The organism is Citrobacter sp. Awk 4 (genome assembly GCF_028069725.1).
Taxonomy (GTDB): domain Bacteria; phylum Pseudomonadota; class Gammaproteobacteria; order Enterobacterales; family Enterobacteriaceae; genus Citrobacter_D.
Window position 1 is genome coordinate 86986 of sequence record NZ_JANEWG010000007.1, and the last position, 20914, is coordinate 107899.

The 20914-nt window shown below is 50.7% G+C and carries 22 protein-coding genes; 16 read left to right on the top strand and 6 right to left on the bottom strand.

Annotation, left to right across the window (positions count from 1 at the left end; all coding sequences use genetic code 11):
* The first annotated feature begins 5 nt into the window (after positions 1-5).
* From rlpA to lipA, 6 genes are all read left to right on the top strand, one after another.
* Positions 6-1106 carry an endolytic peptidoglycan transglycosylase RlpA gene (rlpA, locus tag NNO04_RS04570; protein WP_271443665.1) on the top strand — a complete coding sequence of 367 codons (1101 nt, stop codon included), beginning with the start codon at positions 6-8 and terminating at the stop codon, positions 1104-1106.
* A 141-nt stretch (positions 1107-1247) separates the two neighbouring features.
* The gene (dacA, locus tag NNO04_RS04575) at positions 1248-2459 is read left to right on the top strand and encodes a D-alanyl-D-alanine carboxypeptidase DacA (protein WP_192611535.1); all 1212 of its coding nucleotides are present in this window, start codon (positions 1248-1250) and stop codon (positions 2457-2459) included.
* A gap of 107 nt (positions 2460-2566) precedes the next feature.
* Complete coding sequence (ybeD, locus tag NNO04_RS04580; RefSeq protein WP_000850547.1) at positions 2567-2830, top strand: DUF493 family protein YbeD; 264 nt, start codon at positions 2567-2569, stop codon at positions 2828-2830.
* A 100-nt stretch (positions 2831-2930) separates the two neighbouring features.
* Positions 2931-3572, top strand: coding sequence for a lipoyl(octanoyl) transferase LipB (gene lipB / locus NNO04_RS04585; RefSeq protein WP_271443666.1), 642 nt, complete (start codon positions 2931-2933; stop codon positions 3570-3572).
* A 296-nt stretch (positions 3573-3868) separates the two neighbouring features.
* Entirely contained in the window at positions 3869-4843 is a 975-nt protein-coding gene (locus NNO04_RS04590) for a YbeF family transcriptional regulator (protein WP_271443667.1), read from the top strand.
* A gap of 187 nt (positions 4844-5030) precedes the next feature.
* Positions 5031-5996, top strand: coding sequence for a lipoyl synthase (lipA, locus tag NNO04_RS04595; RefSeq protein ID WP_271443668.1), 966 nt, complete (start codon positions 5031-5033; stop codon positions 5994-5996).
* Between the two features lie 97 nt (positions 5997-6093).
* Here the strand turns inward: lipA and tatE are convergent, their stop codons facing one another.
* On the bottom strand, positions 6094-6297 hold the full coding sequence (gene tatE / locus NNO04_RS04600; RefSeq protein WP_271443669.1) for a twin-arginine translocase subunit TatE: 204 nt from the start codon (positions 6295-6297) through the stop codon (positions 6094-6096).
* A 128-nt stretch (positions 6298-6425) separates the two neighbouring features.
* On the bottom strand, positions 6426-7214 hold the full coding sequence (locus NNO04_RS04605) for a deaminated glutathione amidase (RefSeq protein WP_271443670.1): 789 nt from the start codon (positions 7212-7214) through the stop codon (positions 6426-6428).
* 90 nt (positions 7215-7304) lie between these two features.
* Between NNO04_RS04605 and crcB the strand changes: the two genes are divergently transcribed.
* Positions 7305-7688 (top strand): fluoride efflux transporter CrcB, encoded by a 384-nt coding sequence (gene crcB, locus NNO04_RS04610; RefSeq protein WP_271443671.1) that lies wholly within the window; start codon positions 7305-7307, stop codon positions 7686-7688.
* 53 nt (positions 7689-7741) lie between these two features.
* Here crcB and cspE read toward each other — a convergent pair whose 3' ends face one another.
* Entirely contained in the window at positions 7742-7951 is a 210-nt protein-coding gene (gene cspE / locus NNO04_RS04615; RefSeq protein ID WP_000034826.1) for a transcription antiterminator/RNA stability regulator CspE, read from the bottom strand.
* Positions 7952-8138: 187 nt separating this feature from the next.
* Complete coding sequence (gene pagP, locus NNO04_RS04620) at positions 8139-8702, bottom strand: lipid IV(A) palmitoyltransferase PagP (protein ID WP_442870727.1); 564 nt, start codon at positions 8700-8702, stop codon at positions 8139-8141.
* Between the two features lie 409 nt (positions 8703-9111).
* On the opposite strand from pagP, the gene dcuC reads away from it, so the two are divergent.
* Positions 9112-10494 (top strand): anaerobic C4-dicarboxylate transporter DcuC, encoded by a 1383-nt coding sequence (gene dcuC / locus NNO04_RS04625; protein WP_271443672.1) that lies wholly within the window; start codon positions 9112-9114, stop codon positions 10492-10494.
* Between the two features lie 53 nt (positions 10495-10547).
* Here dcuC and dpiA read toward each other — a convergent pair whose 3' ends face one another.
* Both dpiA and dpiB read right to left on the bottom strand, forming a co-directional pair.
* Positions 10548-11228 carry a two-component response regulator DpiA gene (dpiA, locus tag NNO04_RS04630; RefSeq protein WP_271443673.1) on the bottom strand — a complete coding sequence of 227 codons (681 nt, stop codon included), beginning with the start codon at positions 11226-11228 and terminating at the stop codon, positions 10548-10550.
* Positions 11197-12858: a sensor histidine kinase DpiB gene (dpiB, locus tag NNO04_RS04635; RefSeq protein ID WP_271443674.1), complete on the bottom strand. Its 1662-nt coding sequence runs from the start codon at positions 12856-12858 to the stop codon at positions 11197-11199. Before dpiB ends, dpiA begins: the two co-directional genes overlap by 32 nt.
* Before the next feature lie 388 nt (positions 12859-13246).
* On the opposite strand from dpiB, the gene citC reads away from it, so the two are divergent.
* From citC to rna, 8 genes are all read left to right on the top strand, one after another.
* On the top strand, positions 13247-14323 hold the full coding sequence (gene citC, locus NNO04_RS04640; RefSeq protein ID WP_271443675.1) for a [citrate (pro-3S)-lyase] ligase: 1077 nt from the start codon (positions 13247-13249) through the stop codon (positions 14321-14323).
* The gene (gene citD / locus NNO04_RS04645; protein WP_271443676.1) at positions 14320-14616 is read left to right on the top strand and encodes a citrate lyase acyl carrier protein; all 297 of its coding nucleotides are present in this window, start codon (positions 14320-14322) and stop codon (positions 14614-14616) included. The genes citC and citD overlap by 4 nt, the downstream gene beginning before the upstream one ends.
* Positions 14613-15521, top strand: coding sequence for a citrate (pro-3S)-lyase subunit beta (gene citE / locus NNO04_RS04650; protein WP_271443677.1), 909 nt, complete (start codon positions 14613-14615; stop codon positions 15519-15521). Before citD ends, citE begins: the two co-directional genes overlap by 4 nt.
* A gap of 10 nt (positions 15522-15531) precedes the next feature.
* Positions 15532-17064 (top strand): citrate lyase subunit alpha, encoded by a 1533-nt coding sequence (gene citF, locus NNO04_RS04655; protein ID WP_271443678.1) that lies wholly within the window; start codon positions 15532-15534, stop codon positions 17062-17064.
* 3 nt (positions 17065-17067) lie between these two features.
* A complete protein-coding gene (gene citX / locus NNO04_RS04660; protein WP_271443679.1) occupies positions 17068-17604 on the top strand; it encodes a citrate lyase holo-[acyl-carrier protein] synthase in 537 nt (178 codons plus the stop codon).
* On the top strand, positions 17591-18487 hold the full coding sequence (gene citG, locus NNO04_RS04665; protein WP_442870728.1) for a triphosphoribosyl-dephospho-CoA synthase CitG: 897 nt from the start codon (positions 17591-17593) through the stop codon (positions 18485-18487). Before citX ends, citG begins: the two co-directional genes overlap by 14 nt.
* Before the next feature lie 37 nt (positions 18488-18524).
* Complete coding sequence (citT, locus tag NNO04_RS04670; RefSeq protein WP_271443680.1) at positions 18525-19988, top strand: citrate/succinate antiporter CitT; 1464 nt, start codon at positions 18525-18527, stop codon at positions 19986-19988.
* 108 nt (positions 19989-20096) lie between these two features.
* A complete protein-coding gene (gene rna / locus NNO04_RS04675; protein ID WP_271443681.1) occupies positions 20097-20903 on the top strand; it encodes a ribonuclease I in 807 nt (268 codons plus the stop codon).
* Positions 20904-20914 lie beyond the last annotated feature (11 nt).

The window sequence follows — 20914 nt, forward strand, 5'->3', positions numbered from 1 at the left end:
ACGCAATGCGTAAGCAGTTGCCTGGAGTCTGCGTCGCAGCAGGAATTATGCTGCTCGCAGCATGTACGAGTGATGATGGTCAGCAACAAACGACCGTCGCACCGCAGCCTGCGGTATGTAATGGGCCAGTTGTTGAAATCAGCGGGGCCGATCCGCGTTTTGAACCGCTCAACCCAACGGCAAATCAGGATTATCAGCGCGACGGTAAAAGCTACAAAATCGTGCAGGATCCTTCTCGCTTTAGCCAGGCTGGGCTCGCCGCTATTTATGATGCCGAACCGGGCAGCAACCTGACCGCCTCAGGCGAAGCGTTCGATCCTATGCAGCTTACCGCAGCGCACCCAACGTTGCCGATCCCCAGCTATGTGCGAATCACTAACCTGGCTAACGGTCGCATGATTGTCGTTCGCATCAACGATCGCGGTCCTTACGGTAATGATCGGGTGATTTCACTCTCCCGTGCCGCTGCTGACCGACTGAACACGTCGAACAATACCAAAGTGCGGATTGACCCTATTATCGTGGCTCAGGATGGCTCGCTCTCCGGCCCCGGTATGGCGTGTACGACCGTGGCGAAACAAACTTACGCCCTGCCCTCTCGCCCTGACCTTAGCGGCGGCATGGGAGGCGCGTCTTCCGCTCCAGAACCAACACAGCCACAAGGTGATGTTCGCGCGATCAGTAATTCGACGTTAAAAAGCGATGACGCGGCAGGTGCGCCAGTCAGCAGCAGCGGTTTCCTCGGTGCGCCGACCACGTTAGCGCCGGGCGTACTGGAAGGTAGCGAACCTACGCCTGCACCTGCGCCCGCCACGACGACGCCCCCCATCACCACACCCGCAACAAGCGCGGCTGTAACGCCAGTCTCATCGGCGTCTACCAGCGGCCGCTTTGTGGTTCAGGTCGGCGCCGTGAGCGATCAGGCTCGCGCGCAACAGTATCAACAGCGCTTAAGCCAGCAGTTTGGTGTGCCGGGCCGCGTGGTGGCAAACGGTGCCGTCTGGCGTATTCAACTCGGGCCATTCGCCAGTAAAAATGAAGCCAGTACTTTGCAACAACGTTTGCAATCCGAAGCTCAATTACAGTCCTTTATTACCGGCGCGTAGCGCTGTAAAGCAGGCATCTGAACAGTCAGTTCTGTCAATGACGCTAACAAAGTCATGCCGAAAGTCAGATGCCTGCGGGTATAGCATTTGCTATAGTAGGGCACTTTTTTTAATTTCATCACGGATGTCGTAGTTCAGACCATGAAGACCACTTTTTCCGCTCGTTTCCTGCAGCGCATGGCGCTCACCACGGCTCTTTGCGCAGCCTCCATTTCCGCTGTGCATGCCGATGACCTGAATATTAAAACCATGATCCCGGGTGTTCCGCAGATCGATGCGGAGTCATACATCCTGATCGATTACAATTCCGGAAAAGTCCTGGCAGAGCAGAACGCTGACATGCGCCGCGACCCGGCAAGCCTGACGAAGATGATGACCAGCTATGTCATCGGCCAGGCAATGAAAGCCGGGAAATTTAAAGAAACGGATCTGGTGACTGTCGGTAACGACGCCTGGGCGACAGGCAACCCGGTATTTAAAGGTTCATCCCTGATGTTCCTGAAACCCGGTATGCAGGTTCCGGTTTCACAGTTGATCCGTGGTATTAATCTGCAATCCGGTAACGATGCCTGCGTCGCGATGGCTGATTTCGCCGCGGGAAGCCAGGACGCCTTTGTCGGCCTGATGAACAGCTACGTTAGCGCTCTGGGCTTGCAAAACACCCATTTCCAGACGGTCCATGGTCTTGATGCTGACGGTCAATACAGCTCTGCGCGCGACATGGCGCTAATTGGTCAGGCCCTAATCCGCGACGTTCCTAACGAATATTCTATCTACCGGGAAAAAGAGTTTACCTTTAACGGTATCCGTCAATTAAACCGTAACGGTCTGCTGTGGGATAACAGCCTGAAAGTCGACGGCATCAAAACGGGCCATACTGACAAAGCAGGTTATAACCTTGTCGCCTCTGCAACCGAAGGCCAGATGCGTTTGATTTCTGCAGTGATGGGCGGTCGTACTTACAAAGGGCGTGAAACAGAAAGCAAAAAACTGCTGACCTGGGGCTTCCGGTTCTTTGAAACCGTCAACCCATTGAAAGTCGGCAAAGAGTTTGCTTCTGAACCCGCCTGGTTTGGTGATACCGATCGTGCCTCGTTAGGTGTAGATAAAGACGTCTACCTGACGATCCCACGCGGCCGAATGAAAGACCTGAAAGCCAGCTATGTTCTGAACACGACCGAATTACATGCTCCGCTGCAGAAAAACCAGGTGGTCGGCACAATCAACTTCCAGCTTGATGGTAAAACCATTGAACAGCGCCCGCTGGTGGTGTTGCAGGAAATTCCTGAAGGTAACTTCTTCGGTAAAATCGTTGATTACATTAAGTTAATGTTCCATCACTGGTTTGGTTAATAATTGAGCACTTGAAAGTGTGATTTCCATCCCCATATACTAAGCATCAGTAAAACTCCCGCCCTTTGGCGGGAGTTATTATTTATTTACGTTACGCCGGAGCTGACATGAAAACCAAACTTAACGAACTGCTTGAATTCCCTACACCATTTACTTACAAAGTAATGGGGCAGGCGTTGCCTGAGCTGGTTGATCAGGTGGTTGAAGTGGTACAGCGCCATGCGCCAGGTGATTACTCCCCGACGGTAAAACCAAGCAGCAAAGGCAATTACCACTCGGTCTCCATCACCATCAATGCCACCCACATTGAGCAAGTAGAAACACTGTATGAAGAATTAGGCAATATCGACATCGTTCGTATGGTGCTGTAAGTCGTATTACCGTGGTTACCCGGCATCGTCCGGGTAACAGCGTTCCCCTCTGTGTTATACTCTTCCCCCTCATTTATTCATTCTCTACGGAGATGCCGTTTTGTATCAGGATAAAATTCTTGTCCGCCAGCTCGGCCTTCAGCCTTACGAGCCCGTTTCCCAGGCTATGCACGAATTCACCGATACCCGCGATGAAAACAGCAATGATGAAATTTGGCTGGTTGAACACCATCCTGTCTTCACGCAGGGTCAGGCTGGTAAAGCGGAGCACGTATTAATGCCGGGAGATATTCCCGTAATCCAGAGCGATCGCGGCGGGCAAGTCACTTACCACGGCCCTGGCCAGCAGGTGATGTATGTCCTGTTGGATCTTAAACGCCGTAAGCTGGGCGTACGTGAGCTGGTCACGTTGCTGGAACAAACTGTCGTGAATACCCTTGCAGAGCTGAATATCGACGCGCATCCGCGTGCCGATGCGCCCGGTGTATATGTTGGCGAAAAGAAAATTTGCTCATTGGGTTTACGCATCCGTCGCGGCTGTTCATTTCATGGTCTGGCCCTTAACGTAAACATGGATCTCTCGCCTTTCTTACGTATCAATCCTTGTGGATATGCGGGAATGGAAATGGCCAAAATATCTCAATGGGATAGCGAAGCGACAACTGATAACGTGCGTCCACGATTACTGGCGAACATGTTAGCTTTACTTAATAATCCAGAGCATGAATATATCCAGGCTTAATCCGTAAAATATAATGACCCGGATATTCATGGGTCATTAGTCATATACTCGTTGAATACTTTACTTCTCCGCCTGCTTTCTATATTTTCAACCAATAAACCATAACATCTTTATGGGTTATCCCTCATCCAATCGCATGATGGAATGACGGGCTATATGGAAAAATAATATTCCCTCAGCTATCTTATTGAAATAAATGCAGAATAAAACATTGATTAACTTTCACTCTAAAATATAAATCAAGAATATTACACTTATTACATCATTCATATAACGAATGATTTCGGAGCAAAAAAGTGAATGACAATAATCTGTCTGAAAAACGTTCCCCTACACATCAGTTAGAAGAAAAGCCTCAAATATTCAAGACGCTAAGAAATATCGACCTGAATCTTTTGACTATTTTTGAAGCGGTCTATGTCCATAAAGGCATTGTTAATGCCGCCAAAATTCTCAACCTGACGCCGTCTGCAATTAGCCAATCTATTCAAAAACTACGGACGATATTCCCGGACCCCTTATTTATTAGAAAGGGTCAGGGCGTAACGCCCACCACTTACGCCACCCACCTGCACGAGTATATTAGCCAGGGGCTGGAATCGATTCTTGGGGCACTGGATCTGACGGGTAGTTACGATAAGCAACGCACGATTACCATAGGCACAACCCCTTCGGTCGGCGCGCTGGTGATGCCAGAAATCTACAACGCCATCAGAGCGCGTTACCCGCAACTTCTGCTGCGCAACATTCCCATCAGCGACGCGGAAAACCAACTGACCCAGTTTCAGACTGACCTGATCATCGACAACCACACCTATAGCAATCAGGCAATACACCGCCACGTCTTGTTTACAGACACTATGGAGCTCGTCTGCCGTCAGGATCACCCGTTGTTTTCAGCATCACCTGGCGAAGACAACCTGAAGAATGCAGAGCATACCCTGCTCATGCTGGAAGGTCAGAATATGCACCCGCTACGCCAACGTCTGCAAGAGATGTTCCCGGAACGGCAGGTCAGCTTTAGCAGCTACAACATCTTTACTATCGCGTCGATGATTGCGAACAGCGACGTAATTGGCATGATGCCAACACGCTTTTACTCGTTGTTTAGCCATTGCTGGTCGCTTAAAAATATTCCTTACACTGCTCTTAACAATGAAAAAATCGCATTTTCATTGCATTACAACAAAGTGAGCCTGCGCGATCCTATTCTTGAGAACGTTATCGACATCATACGCGATGCTTTCCGCTGTGAAGATGTTGCAGCTTAGCCATCAGCAAGGGTGGATGAAGAGCACAAAACAACAACTATTTTACATTTTGCCGACCACTCAGGCTGCTTTATGGCCCGTTTCAATGATATACTGCGTATAGATAATTCAAAAATAGTTGATAAATACAACATTTCCTTGAATTGAAACGCTTTCCTTCGTTATTCGCAACTGGAACACGCACGCTATGAGTAAACCCATTGTGATGGAACGCGGTGTTAAATACCGCGATGCCGATAAGATGGCCCTTATCCCGGTTAAAAATGTGGCAACAGAGCGTGAAGCCCTGCTGCGTAAACCGGAATGGATGAAAATAAAGCTTCCAGCGGACTCCACTCGTATTCAGGGCATCAAAGCAGCAATGCGCAAGAATGGCCTGCATTCTGTCTGCGAGGAAGCCTCCTGCCCTAACCTGGCTGAATGTTTCAATCACGGTACCGCGACGTTCATGATCCTCGGCGCAATTTGTACCCGCCGTTGTCCGTTCTGTGACGTTGCGCATGGACGACCGGTCGCCCCGGACGCCAACGAACCGTCAAAACTGGCGCAGACGATTGCTGATATGGCATTACGCTATGTTGTCATCACCTCCGTCGATCGCGACGATCTGCGTGATGGCGGTGCTCAGCACTTTGCTGATTGTATTACGGCGATTCGCGAGAAAAGCCCGACGATCAAAATTGAGACGCTGGTACCGGACTTCCGTGGCCGTATGGATCGCGCGCTGGAGATCCTCACAGCAACGCCGCCGGATGTATTTAATCATAACCTTGAAAACGTTCCGCGTATCTATCGTCAGGTGCGCCCGGGGGCTGACTACAATTGGTCCCTGAAGTTACTGGAACGCTTCAAAGAAGCGCATCCGGAGATCCCAACTAAATCGGGCCTGATGGTCGGTCTGGGTGAAACTAACGCTGAAATCATTGAGGTTATGCGTGATTTACGTCGTCATGGCGTGACCATGCTGACGCTGGGTCAGTATCTGCAGCCAAGTCGTCACCATCTGCCAGTGCAGCGTTATGTCAGCCCCGATGAGTTTGAGGAGATGAAAGCGGAAGCAATGGCGATGGGCTTTACCCATGCCGCATGCGGACCGTTTGTTCGTTCCTCTTACCATGCAGACCTGCAGGCAAAAGGGCTGGAAGTTAAGTGATCGCGTAACACTCACTTACATTTCAGACAAAAAAAACCGGCAAATCGCCGGTTTTTTTCTCTGTAGAGTATAACGTACGGACATCCTGCTCCGGGTATTACTCTTTATGAGAGAGTTTCTCTGCATGAACGTCGCCGCTTGCGTCTTTCTTCGCTCCGGCATCTTCATCGTTCATCGCTTTCTTGAAGCCTTTAATTGCCGATCCCAGGTCTCCACCCAGCGTACGTAACTTCTTGGTACCAAACAGCAGAACAACCAGTGCGGCAACCACCAGCAGTTTGGTAATACTAATCTCACCCATAGATACCTTCTTAACTTAAAACAGGCTGCGTAACGCGCCGTATTAACCAGAAAATTGTAACGGTCTTTTGGCGCGCGCACACAATAGCAATCTGTAACAAGGTGAATCAAGCATTGTTTAAAAAAACGTCATAATAATTGCGGTGGCGCAAATCGTCGGTTATGTAACACCGGGAGTTGCGCCCGGACCTGGCGAACCCGTTGCGCGGAAACCTCCGCCATAATCAATGTCGGCGTCTCGGCGGCGGCGGCTATCGTGACGCCAAACGGATCAATAATACGGCTTTGACCAATATTTTTGTTGCCGCACTCCCCTGCAGCAACCATATAGCATGTTGTGTCCAGCGCTCTGGCAGCCAATAACGTTGACCAATGATGCTCTTTAAGCGTTCCTCTGACCCACGCCGCAGGAAGCACCAGCATTTCTGCGCCCTGAAGCGCCTGAGCCAGTGCCAGCTCAGGAAAGCGCAAATCATAACAAGTCATTAAACCAACTTTCATATCATCAACCTCCAGCAGCGGCGCAATGACGTCTCCTGCGTCCACATTGCGGGATTCTTGTATCGCGAAGGCATCGTAAAGATGAAGCTTTGCGTAATGCGCAACAATCTTGCCTGCTCGTAGGGCGACCAGCATGTTAAATGCCCGTCCCGGTGTGGAGGGAACATGAAGGGTCAGAATGGTCGTCATGGCATTTTTGGCGCTTTCCCGTAGTAAGCAGGTCAAAAAGCCCCCTTCCAAAAGTTGTGCCGATTTTACCGACAAGTCGGGGTCAAGATCGTCACGAGCCAATAACGCCTCAGGCAACACCAGCAACGCCGCCCCATTTTCTGCCGCCTGAGACATCAAGGAGACGCATGTTTGTGCATTTTTCTCCCACAAGGGACTCACCGCAAACTGCCCTGCTGCAACGAACATATTCCCTCCACTTACGTTTGTTGAACTCGCCAAAGAGGATTATTCAGCGTTACACTCACCCCTATACCAATCAAATAGCAGGATTGTGTTGTGTTACAACTTCTTTTAGCAGTTTTTATCGGTGGTGGTACAGGTAGCGTTGCTCGCTGGTTGTTGAGTATGCGGTTTAACCCGCTGCATCAGGCGATCCCGGTTGGCACACTCGTGGCGAACTTATTGGGTGCTTTTATCATTGGTATGGGGCTTGCGTGGTTCAATCGCATGACGAATATCGACACGATGTGGAAAGTACTCATCACCACGGGTTTTTGCGGTGGCTTAACGACATTCTCTACTTTCTCAGCTGAAGTCGTTTTTCTACTACAGGAAGGGCGTTTCGGCTGGGCTATGCTCAACATGCTGGTCAACCTGTTAGGGTCTTTTGCGATGACGGCAATGGCTTTCTGGCTTTTTTCAACGTCTCCAGCACACTAAAGACGAAAAAAAACCCGCAATTAAGCGGGTTTTGAATTCTTGCTGTCGTATGCTTACAGAGCGGTTACGTTTGCAGCAGAAGGGCCTTTGGCACCGTTAGTGATTTCGAACTCTACGCGCTGACCTTCAGCCAGAGTTTTAAAACCATTGGTCTGGATTGCAGAGAAGTGTACGAACACGTCTTTGCTGCCATCTTCCGGAGTAATGAAACCGAATCCTTTGGACTCATTAAACCACTTAACGTTACCTTTAATCTTAGACATCAAAATTACCTTTACATGAAAAATAGACACAAATGCTGTGTCGGGTATCAGTACATCAATTGTGGTGCATTTTGTCCAGTCGAACTTTGCCAAAAAGTGATAAATGTCGCGTTATTTTTTAGAGTGATGTCGTTACACTTTGTTTTTGTTGATCTTTTTTACCTGGGAAAAGTCCGAGATTCAGGCATCAGAACTGAAAGCGCATCCATGCAAAGTAGACATTCCCGTTGTTATAGGTCCCAGGGATGTAAGTCATCTGGAACGTCGCGGGTCCATAGCCAATAGAAGCCAACGGTAATAAAACGGGAACAGGGATATACTTCCAGTTATCACGCGCCGTGGCACCCGCCGTAAAACCTAACCCCATATGAAAATTCTCATCTGCTAATGGTCGCCAGGTTTTTTCCCAACCATAGCCCCCGATCGGCTCCCATTTATTGTAAGAATCCTTAAAGGCCATAATATAAAGACCGTGCCAGTTACCTTTATCATCCCAGCGAGATTGGCCAAACCCTGCGCCCCACGGACGTTCATTGTAACGATCCGTTTTCTCTTTATCGTAGGCGAATCGCGCATGCCAGGTAATCGCTGGGACATAAAGATCATAATGTTCAGGCTGTTGCCAGGTTTGCGCAACATTATCCTTCAGTGTATCAAACCACCCTTTATCTTCTGCAAAGACCTGAGGCAGGAGAGTCAGTTGAGCAAACAGCAATGAATAAATAAGAAGATATTTTTTAGCGACAATCACAATATAATTACCATTCTTGGGTTCGATGGCGATCTTAGCAAAGCCAACTCAAATGAAACCTTAACAAAAATGGAACTGAGAAAAATCGCAAAGTGCTGGATCTCGATTGTCTACAATAGTATTTCCTCGCAGGAATAACGCTCAGAAATAACCTTTTTAATCACATGGAAATAGACTTAACTTTATTTAAATCCAATCGTTATTTTAAAATTAACAAAAACACATCAATTTTGCATCAAATTAAAAACAAACGCAGTTTTGTCTAAAAAAAAGGTTACCCAGCGTTGAATTCGTCTTTTTATTGATTTCAATCAGCAAGAGAATGCCGTTTATTCGGCACATTTTTACACTATTTTGAAATCATTTACTTCGTTTTCACTTTCTGGGTGTCCATGCGACAGGGGAAATAATGTTGACATTTATTGAACTCCTTATAGGGGTTATGGTTATTGTGGGTGTAGCGCGCTACATCATTAAAGGCTACTCAGCCACCGGTGTATTATTTGTTGGTGGGTTGGTACTGCTGATTATTAGTGCGATCATGGGGCATAAAGTTTTACCCGCCAGTGAAACGGGTACAGGCTATACAGCTACAGATATCGTTGAATATATTAAAATTCTGCTGATGAGTCGCGGCGGCGATCTCGGCATGATGATCATGATGCTGTGTGGTTTCGCCGCGTATATGACACATATTGGTGCCAACGATATGGTCGTCAAATTAGCGTCTAAACCTTTGAAGTATATCAACTCGCCCTATTTACTGATGATCGCCGCTTATTTTGTTGCCTGCCTGATGTCGCTGGCCGTGTCCTCCGCAACAGGGCTTGGCGTACTGCTGATGGCGACCCTCTTCCCTGTGATGGTCAACGTCGGTATCAGCCGTGGCGCAGCCGCCGCAATTTGTGCCTCCCCGGCTGCGATTATCCTCTCACCGACCTCTGGTGATGTTGTATTGGCCGCAAAAGCAGCGGAAATGCCGTTAATCGATTTTGCATTTAAAACGACGCTGCCTATCTCAATCGCCGCCATTATCGGCATGGCGATCGCCCATTTTTTCTGGCAGCGTTATCTGGATAAAAAAGAGAATATTTCACATGAAATGCTCGATGTGAATGAAATCACCACCAGCGCCCCTTCTTTTTACGCGATACTGCCCTTTACCCCGATCATTGGCGTTCTGGTATTTGATGGCAAATGGGGCCCACAACTGCACATTATTACTATCCTGGTTGGCTGCATGTTATTCGCGGCCTTGCTGGAATTTGTTCGTGGTTTCAATACCCAAAAAGTATTTTCCGGGCTGGAAGTGGCATATCGGGGAATGGCGGACGCCTTTGCCGGCGTGGTTATGCTGTTAGTGGCGGCAGGTGTTTTCGCTCAGGGTCTGAGCACCATCGGTTTTATTCAGAGTCTGATCTCTATCGCCACCTCCTTTGGCTCAGCAAGCATTATTCTGATGCTGGTCCTCGTGATTTTGACCATGCTCGCGGCCATGACAACGGGTTCCGGTAATGCGCCTTTCTATGCCTTCGTGGAGATGATCCCGAAACTGGCGCACTCTTCCGGCATTAACCCGGCTTATCTGTCGATTCCCATGCTGCAGGCGTCAAATCTGGGACGTACTATTTCTCCGGTATCCGGCGTGGTCGTTGCGGTTGCCGGTATGGCGAAAATCTCTCCCTTTGAAGTGGTTAAGCGGACATCTGTCCCGGTGATGGTAGGATTGCTGATCGTTATCGTCGCCACGGAAATCATGGTACCAGCCTCATCCGCGATCATTGGCGGCTAACGCATAAATGCCGGGTAGCGACGCTCATTGCACCGCTATCCGGTATAGCCGAATCAACCACCGTGGTAGATGCGTTGCGGCCTGCCAATCTTACCGTGAACAATCTCTGCAATAATCAGATGGCGACCTGCGCAGTATTCCAGATAGCGCCTGGAGGTCGTCCGGCTGATGGTCAGCGTCTGCGCTACGGTTTCTGCGGTATGTTGAACCGTCGGATCGCTGAACAGCTTGAGTACCGCATTAAGTGTTAATGCATCAATACCCGTAGGCAGATCGCCTTTAGGTTCTCCCCGGGCATAGGCATTAAACATTTCGTCAATTTGCCTCTGACTGGCACTGTCGTTACCCGCCAGCATGCGTCTGCGTTGCTGATACCGCGTCAACGTTTGACCAAGTCGCTCATAGGCAATCGGTTTGATCAGATAATCAAACGCCCCACTGCGTACGGCCTCAGAGACCGTATCCATATCGCTGGCCGCCGTGGTAAAGACGACGCCGCCAGGATAGCGTGACTGCATCAATTCATGGAGTAACGTGATGCCCTTTCCGTCTGGCAGATAGTTATCCAGCAAAATTAACCCTGGCTTAAAACGCTCAATCATCATCCGGGCCTGCGCCAGATTCCCTGCAAGCCAGATCTGGTTAAAACCCGGAATATGGCGAATATATTCCGCATGCATTTCCGCCAGCAGCGTTTCATCCTCAACGATCAGTATGCTTAATGGTTCCGTCATTGTTTTTTTTCACTTTCGGAAGAAATAGAGAAAACAAGGTGCCGCAAGGATCATTATCTTCCAGCGTAATGATCCCCCCACAGCGCCCCACATAACTTGCAATCAAATACAGTCCAATGCCATGCTCTCCAGGCTCGTCAGTTCGCGTACTGACCCCCTGTTCGAATATTTTTTCGCGCAATGTCTCAGGAACGCCACAGCCCTGATCGGCAACTTCGATGACGACTTCATCCCCTTCATCACTCAAAAAGAGCTCAACGACATTATTTCCTTGCGGAGTTCGCAAACTGGCTTCAAAAGCATTATCGAGCAGATTCCCGACAATCGCCGCAAACTCCGTGCTATCAAGCCCTTCCGGAAGCTGGTGTAGCTGGCTACCGGGGACAATCGTCATCTGGAGTCCCAACTCCCGCGCACGCTGCACTTTACCAAACAGTAAACCGGCGACCTGACGATCGGCAAACGCGCTACGCAAGCTGTCGATAAGCTGCTGCTGCGCCTGCGATTCCCCCTGCACCATCTCCCGGACGCGATCATACTCCTTCATTTGCAGCAAACCATTGAGCGTGGACATCCAGTTGAGATGTTCATGGCGCAGAGTTCTGAGGCTCTCGACATACTGTTTAATTTGGGTCAACTGTGCGTTAAGAGTAGCAATCTCATCTTTGCTGCGAAAGCTGATGATCGCCCCAAGCAGTTCATCACCAGAGCGAATCGCCTCGCGGTTAGCAATCACACTGAGCCCATTAAAATTGGCCATCACATCCTGGCGTTTCTCCGCAATCTCCTGAGTGAAGAAATCCGCAGGTTTCACAACGTCTTCAATCGGTTTTCCCAGCCACTGCCTCCCGGGAGAAGCCAACCCCAGCATTTTCCGGGCGCTGCGGTTAATGGCGGTGATAAACCCATCAGGGTCAACGGCAATCAGCCCTTCATAAACGGAACTAAACAGCGCCTCCTGCTGACGAACCACGCGCGCGATTTGCTTTGGCTCCATCCCCAACATCTGGCGGCGAATATGGGAAGCAAAAAGCCACGAAAGTAACATCAATAGCAGCAATAACAGGACAAATACGCCCGCCATTGGTAATAAAAAGTCCAGTCGCCAGCTGTCGATTTTGCTGACCAGATAACCAATCGACACAACACCGATCACCTGACCGCTATCATTGAATATCGGTGTCTTGGCGCGCATCGCCATCCCGATAGATCCCTTCCCCATAATGAAATAGCTTTCACCTTTTTCAAGTGCGCCGGGTTTGGTGAACTGCATCGGTTGACCAATTTTTTCCGGGTTCGGATGGTAGAGACGGATCGAATTGCGATCGCCGATCACCACATAATCAAAATCGGTATCGCTCTGCAGTTTATCCGCAATGCTGGCTAACCGTGAGTAATCACGATGTTCGACGGCAGAGATAATGCTGTCATTCGAGGCAATGATCTTCGCCTGGTTCATTGCCATATCCCTGACATGGGTGACCAGATAGTCCTCGAAACTTGCAGAAAAATACCGGGCCAGAGCCGCGATGATAAAAACTGAAACCACCAGAATAAGGAGAAAAATACGTAACGGGAACGCAAGGCGCTGAAAAAAAAGAAACCGCTTTTTATTTTTATGAACTGGCATTATTGTTCCTTACGTATGTCAACCGGTACATTTAACGCATAGTTGTAATAAAAATGTTTTCTTCCGGAAGAAGAGAGTAATTGAAGATCGTTACAGATTCCCCACCTTAAATCAATTAAACAAATTAAAACCACGCCTTAAAAGACAGTAAGATTAATTAAATAACTTAAAACCATAAAACACATAAAAACCATCTAACTCTTTGTGAAATAAATCAAAATTTATCTATTAAATACTCCTTACGATGTATGCGTCAGGGTAAAAGTGAACTCACAGATAATAAAAAATGCCAAAACCCGTGACGTGAACAAAATGTTGCCAATTAGCAACATTGCACAACAAATGCAGAAATCCAGCAACAATATATATCTTCAGGACTCTTTTCACTATGTTTGGAAATAATGTATTCACGCAAGTAAAACGCTCTGAAAATATAAAAATGGCGGCAATCACGCAATTTTTGAAAGAGAATGATCTCAGCGTGGATACCACCGTTGAAATATTCATTACTGTTATGCGCGACGATCGTCTGATCGCCTGCGGTGGTATTGCTGGAAATATCATAAAATGCGTAGCCATCAGCGAATCCGTTCGTGGCGAAGGTTTAGCATTAACGCTGGCGACTGAGCTTATCAATCTCGCCTATGAAAGACACTGCACGCATCTCTTCATCTATACAAAAACCGAATACGAAGCACTGTTTAAGCAGTGTGGTTTCTCTACGCTGACCCGCGTACCAGGCGTGATGGTGCTGATGGAAAACAGCACCACACGGTTAAAACGCTACGCTGAATCACTGGCAAAACAGCGGCAGGACGGAAAAAAAATTGGCTGCATCGTGATGAATGCCAATCCGTTCACAAACGGCCACCGCTACCTGATCCAACAAGCGGCAGCACAATGCGACTGGCTCCATGTATTCTTAGTCAAAGAAGATACATCCCGTTTCCCATACGAAGACCGATTTGATTTAGTGCTCAAAGGGACTGCGGATATCCCACGATTAACCGTCCATCGTGGCTCCGAATACATCATCTCTCGCGCCACCTTCCCGTGCTATTTCATCAAAGAGCAGAGTGTTATCAACCACTGCTACACCGAAATCGACCTGAAGATTTTCCGTCAGTACCTGGCGCCCGCACTGGGCGTCACCCACCGTTTCGTGGGTACTGAACCGTTTTGTACCGTCACCTCTCAGTACAACCACGATATGCGTTACTGGCTGGAGACGCCCACGCTTCCCGCCCCACCCATTGAGTTGGTGGAAATTGAGCGGCTGCGTTTTCAGGAGATGCCGATTTCCGCCTCCTGGGTACGCAAGCTGCTGGTTAAAAAAGATCTCACGGCTATCGCGCCGCTGGTGCCTGAAGCCACTCTGCACTATCTGCAGAACATGCTTGAGCGCAGTCCATCCAGCGCGACAGTCCGCCAAAAGACCCCCGCATTAGAAACAGGTGAAAAATGAAAATAAACCAGGCAGCCGTCGCCGGCACACTTGAGTCTGGAGATGTGATGATACGCATCGCTCCGCTCGACACGCAGGAAATCGACCTGCAAATCAGCAGCAGTGTTGAAAAACAGTTTGGCGATGCTATCCGCACGACCATTCTGGAGGTGCTCTCACGCTACGATGTGCGCGGCGTACAGCTGAATGTCGATGATAAAGGCGCGCTGGACTGCATTTTACGCGCCCGACTGGAAACACTGCTGGCGCGCGCCAGCGGTATTCAGGCTCTGCCCTGGGAGGATCGCCAATGATTTCCGCCTCCTTACAACAACGTAAATCCCGCACCCGTCGCAGCATGCTGTTCGTGCCTGGCGCCAATGCCGCCATGATCAGCAATTCGTTCATCTATCCGGCAGATGCGCTGATGTTCGATCTGGAAGACTCCGTTGCACTGCGTGAAAAAGATGCCGCGCGTCGTCTGGTGTACCACGCCCTGCAACATCCGCTTTATCGCGATATTGAAACCATTGTGCGCGTCAATGCCCTGGAGTCTGAATGGGGTATCAACGACCTGGAAGCCGTTGTCCGCGGCGGCGCCGATATTGTGCGTTTACCAAAAACCGATACGGCTCAGGATGTTATCGATATTGAAAAAGAGATCCTGCGTATTGAGAAAACCTGTGGTCGTGAAGCTGGCAGCACTGGCCTGCTGGCCGCAGTGGAATCGCCGCTGGGCATCACCCGCGCGGTCGAAATTGCGCATGCTTCTGAACGCTTGATCGGTATTGCGCTAGGCGCGGAAGACTACGTACGTAACCTGCGTACCGAGCGTTCGCCAGAAGGTACCGAGCTTCTGTTTGCCCGATGCTCCATTTTGCAGGCCGCGCGTTCCGCCGGTATTCAGGCGTTTGACACTGTCTATTCCGATGCCAATAACGAAGCGGGTTTCCTGCATGAAGCTTCGCATATCAAGCAGTTGGGTTTTGATGGCAAATCGCTCATTAACCCACGTCAGATTGAACTGCTGCACAACCTGTATGCCCCGACTCAGAAAGAAGTGACCCACGCCCGTCTGGTGGTAGAGGCCGCTGAAGCCGCTGCCCGTGAAGGCCGTGGCGTCGTTTCTCTGAACGGCAAAATGGTAGACAGCCCGGTCATTGAACGTGCTCGTCTGGTGCTTTCCCGCGCAGAACTTTCCGGCATCCGCGAAGAATAAGGCAAATAAAATGACGCAGAAAATCGAACAACTTCAACGACAAGAACGGGTAACGACCTGGAGTCGCCGCGCTGAAAGTGAACTTTCCACTTACCAGAGCAGCTCAAAACAGAACTTGCAGGCGCAAAAACCGCGCAACAAAAAACTGTGTGCCGATCTCGAAGAAGCCATTCGCCGTTCCGGTTTGCAAGACGGTATGACCATCTCTTTCCATCACGCTTTCCGTGGCGGTGACCTGACGATCAATCTGGTCATGGAGACGATCGCCAGAATGGGCTTTAAAAATCTGACTCTGGCCTCCAGTTCGCTGAGCGACTGCCACGCGCCGCTGGTCGGTCATATCCGCAAAGGTGTGGTCAGCCGTATTTATACCTCCGGTCTGCGCGGGCCGCTGGCGGAAGAAATTTCCCGCGGGTTGCTAGAAGAACCCGTGCAAATCCACTCACATGGCGGTCGTGTACACCTCGTACAAAGCGGTGAATTGAGTATTGATGTGGCATTCCTCGGGGTTCCCTCCTGCGATCCTTTCGGTAACGCCAATGGTTATACCGGTAAAGCCTGTTGCGGTTCTCTCGGCTATGCGAAAGTCGATGCCGAAAATGCGAAACAGGTCGTGCTGCTGACTGAAGCGTTACTGCCCTATCCACATAACCCGGCCAGCATTGCTCAGGATCAGGTAGATCTCATCGTGCAGATCGACCAGGTTGGCGATGCCGATAAAATCGGCGCTGATGCGACCCGCATGACGACCAATCCGCGCGAACTGCTGATTGCCCGCAGCGCGGCAGAAGTGATCGCCAATTCTGGCTACTTCAAAGAAGGATTCTCCCTGCAAACCGGAACCGGCGGCGCTTCTCTTGCCGTCACCCGTTTCCTGGAAGACAAAATGCGCAGCCGCGATATTCGCGCCGATTTCGCGCTGGGAGGGATCACCGCCACTATCGTTGATCTGCATGAGAAGGGGCTTATCCGCAAGCTGCTGGATGTACAAAGCTTTGACCGTAATGCCGCCGAATCACTGGCCCGCAACCCGAATCACATCGAAATCAGCGCCAACCAGTATGCCAATTGGGGTTCTAAAGGTGCCTCGGTTGATCGCCTGGATGTCGTGGTACTGAGCGCGCTGGAAGTGGATACCCACTTCAATGTTAACGTGCTGACCGGTTCTGACGGCGTCTTACGTGGTGCATCCGGTGGTCACTGCGATACCGCCGTTGCCGCAGCGCTGTCTATTATCGTCGCTCCGCTGGTACGTGGTCGTATCCCGACGCTGGTAGACAATGTGACCACCTGTGTAACCCCGGGTTCCAGCGTTGACATTCTGGTGACAGACCACGGTATCGCCGTCAACCCGGCCCGTCCGGAACTGGCCGAACGTCTGAAAGAAGCAGGAATGAAAGTGGTGTCGATCGAATGGCTGCGCGAGCGCGCGCAACTGCTCACTGGTCAGCCTCGCCCGATTGAATACACCGACCGTGTTATTGCCGTGGTGCGTTACCGCGACGGTTCGGTCATTGATGTCGTTCATCAGGTGAAGGAATAAACCATGCACCTGCTCCCGGTTAACGCCACCCATCATGCAGTTTCTATTCCCGAGTTGCTCGCCAGCCGTGATGAGAGACAAGCAAAGCAACACGCCTGGCTCACGCGCCACGCTACACCACTGATTTCCTTTACCGTGGTCGCGCCGGGGCCGATTAAAGACAGCGACGTCACTCGCGGCATCTTTAATCACGGCGTGAATGCTCTGCGCACAATGATGCAGAAATCTGGCTGGGTTATCAGGGAGCAGTCCATCGTAGTTTCCGCCAGCGGGCCGGAAGCGCTGTTTGCGCTTGAAGGTCCGGCCCGCGACATCAAGCTTGCCACGATCGAACTTGAACATCAGTCACCGCTGGGACGTTTGTGGGACATCGATGTGTTGACCCCAGAAGGTGAAATATTGTCCCGTCGCGATTTTGCGCTTCCGCCCCGCCGCTGTCTGCTGTGCGAGCAAAACGCCGTTGAATGCGCGAGGGGTAAAACCCATGCGCTTTCCGATCTTCTCATTCAGATGGAGGCGTTGCTGCATGATGCCCAATAACGCAACGTCGACCACAATCCCCGCCCTGTCCCCTTCATTACTGGAGGGCTGGGCTACGCTTGGATGGCGCGCCATGATGACCGAGGTGAATTTATCGCCCAAACCCGGTCTGGTGGATCGCCTCAACTGTGGCGCGCACAAAGATATGGCGCTGGAAGATTTCCACCGTAGCGCACTGGCGATCCAGGCCTGGCTGCCACGCTTTATCGAGTATGGTGCTTACAGCGCGCAGATGCCGCCAGAAGACGTACTGCAAGGTTTGCGTCCGATTGGAATGGCTTGCGAAACGGACATGTTCCGCGCGACCGCCGGGGTGAACACGCACAAAGGCAGCATTTTTTCACTCGGATTGCTGTTTGCCGCTCTGGGTCGCCTCCATCAACAACAATCCCCGGTAACACCTGAGACGCTCTGTCATACCGCCGCCGCATTTTGCGCGGGCATGACACAGCGCGAACTGCGCCACAACAATCAACAACTCACAGCAGGTCAGCGTCTCTATCAACAACTGGGATTAACTGGTGCACGAGGTGAAGCGGAAGCAGGCTACCCGCTGGTGATTCATCATGCACTGCCGCACTACCGTGCTCTGCTGGCTCAGGGGCGAGATCCTGAACTGGCGTTACTCGATACCTTACTGCTGCTGATGGCGATGAATGGAGATACCAACGTCGCGTCTCGCGGTGGGGAGCAGGGGCTGCGCTGGTTACAGCAGCAGGCAACGAGTCTGCTGCAAAACGGGGGAATACGCACCCCCGCCGATCTTCATTTACTACGGCAGTTCGACCAGCAGTGTATTGAACGCAACCTCAGCCCCGGGGGCTGCGCCGATCTACTGATTGTCACCTGGTTTTTAGCTCAAATTTCGCAAGTTAACCATTAACACAATTACATAAAAGATCCTTTCCGGAGAATCACTCATGTCTTTATCTAAAGATAATATATGGAAGTTGTTGGCCCCATTGATAGTCATGGGCGTCATGTTTCTTATCCCTGTCCCTGATGGAATGCCCCCGCAAGCCTGGCACTATTTCGCCGTTTTTGTGGCGATGATTGTCGGTATGATTCTGGAGCCGATTCCGGCGACAGCCATCAGTTTTATTGCCGTTACCATTTGCGTGATTGGCAGCAACTACCTGCTGTTTGATGCCAAAGAGCTGGCGAACCCCAGTTTTGATGCCGGTAAACAGGCGTTGAAATGGGGGCTTGCCGGTTTCTCCAGTACCACGGTATGGCTGGTATTTGGTGCCTTTATCTTCGCACTGGGTTACGAAGTGACTGGCCTGGGACGTCGAATCGCGCTGTTCCTGGTGAAATTCATGGGTAAGCGTACCCTGACGCTGGGCTATGCCATTGTTATCATTGACATCATGCTGGCGCCGTTTACTCCCTCTAACACGGCGCGAACCGGTGGGACTGTATTCCCGGTAATCAAAAACCTGCCGCCGCTGTTTAAATCATTCCCTAACGATCCTTCCGCACGCCGTATCGGTGGGTATCTGATGTGGATGATGGTGATCAGTACCAGCCTCAGCTCTTCCATGTTCGTCACCGGCGCGGCGCCGAACGTACTGGGTCTGGAATTCGTCAGCAAAATTGCGGGTATCCAAATTAGCTGGCTGCAATGGTTCCTGAGCTTCCTGCCGGTCGGTATCATCCTGCTGATCGTTGCCCCGTGGCTCTCATACGTACTCTACAAACCGGAAGTCACCCACAGCGCGGAAGTTGCCACCTGGGCCGGTGAAGAGCTGAAAACCATGGGCAATCTGACCCGCAAAGAGTTAACACTGATCGGTCTGGTACTGCTGAGCTTAGGTCTGTGGGTCTTTGGCGGTGAAATGATCGACGCGACCGCCGTTGGTCTGCTGGCCGTCTCCCTGATGCTGGCTCTGCATGTGGTGCCGTGGAAAGACATTACCCGCTATAACAGCGCGTGGAACACGCTGGTCAACCTCGCGACGCTGGTGGTAATGGCGAATGGTCTGACCCGCTCCGGCTTCATCGACTGGTTCGCTTCCACCATGAGTTCTCACCTGGAAGGTTTCTCGCCTAACGCAACGGTGATTGTTCTGGTGCTGGTGTTCTATTTTGCACACTACCTGTTCGCCAGCCTCTCCGCACATACCGCAACCATGCTGCCGGTTATTCTGGCGGTAGGTAAAGGTATCCCAGGCGTGCCGATGGAACACCTTTGTATTCTGCTGGTTCTGTCCATCGGTATCATGGGCTGTCTGACGCCTTACGCGACAGGCCCTGGCGTCATCATTTACGGCTGTGGCTATGTGAAATCCAAAGACTACTGGCGTCTGGGCGCGATTTTTGGTGTCATCTATATCGCGATGCTGCTGTTGGTAGGGTGGCCGATTCTGGCTCTGTGGAGCTAATCTTCTTCCCGATCGCCGTCTGAAAATGATGCCAGTCAGATAAACCTGACTGGCATTTTTTATGGTTAAATAGAAGATATACAGTATTTCTATATATCAGAATTAATCATGAAACCAATATGGCGCTACAGTCCCCTACTGGCCGCATTTCTGCTTCCGGTATCTACAGTGAAAGCCGACGAACTTCAGGCGAAACAATACGGAGATTTCGACCGCTATGTGTTGGCGCTCTCCTGGCAAACCGGTTTTTGCCAAAGCCAGCATGAACGCCAGCGTCAGGAGCCTGACGAATGCCGCCTGCAAAAAGAAACGCAGGACAAAGCCGATTATCTGACCGTGCATGGACTGTGGCCAGGTTTGCCTAAATCCATCGCCGTCAGAGGCGTGGATGAACGCCGATGGATACGATACGGCTGCGCGACCCGCCCAATCCCAAACCTGCCGGAAGCCCGCGCCAGCCGTAAATGTGCCGCCCCCCAAACAGGGCTGTCGCTGGAAAGCGCCGCGAAGTTGAGCGCGGTAATGCCCGGTGCGGGAGGAAGCTCTTGCCTTGAACGCTACGAATACGCCAAACACGGCGCCTGTTTTGGTTTTGACCCGAATGCCTATTTCAACACAATGGTGCGCCTGAATAACGAGGTTAAGCGCAGCGCGCTGGGTGATTTTCTGAGAAATCATTATGGCAAAACCGTCAGCCGCGCTGACGTTGATGCTGCCGTGGCGGCAAGCTGGGGCAAAGAGAGCGTCAAAGCGGTGAAGTTGAGCTGCCACGGCAATCCTGCTTACCTGACGGAAATACAATTTTCGTTACATGCAAACGCCATCAACAAGCCGCTGGCTGCCGCCTCTTTTGCACCGCAACCGCATCCCGGCAACTGTGGCAAACGGTTGATACTGGATAGCGTCGGATATTAAGACCATGAAAC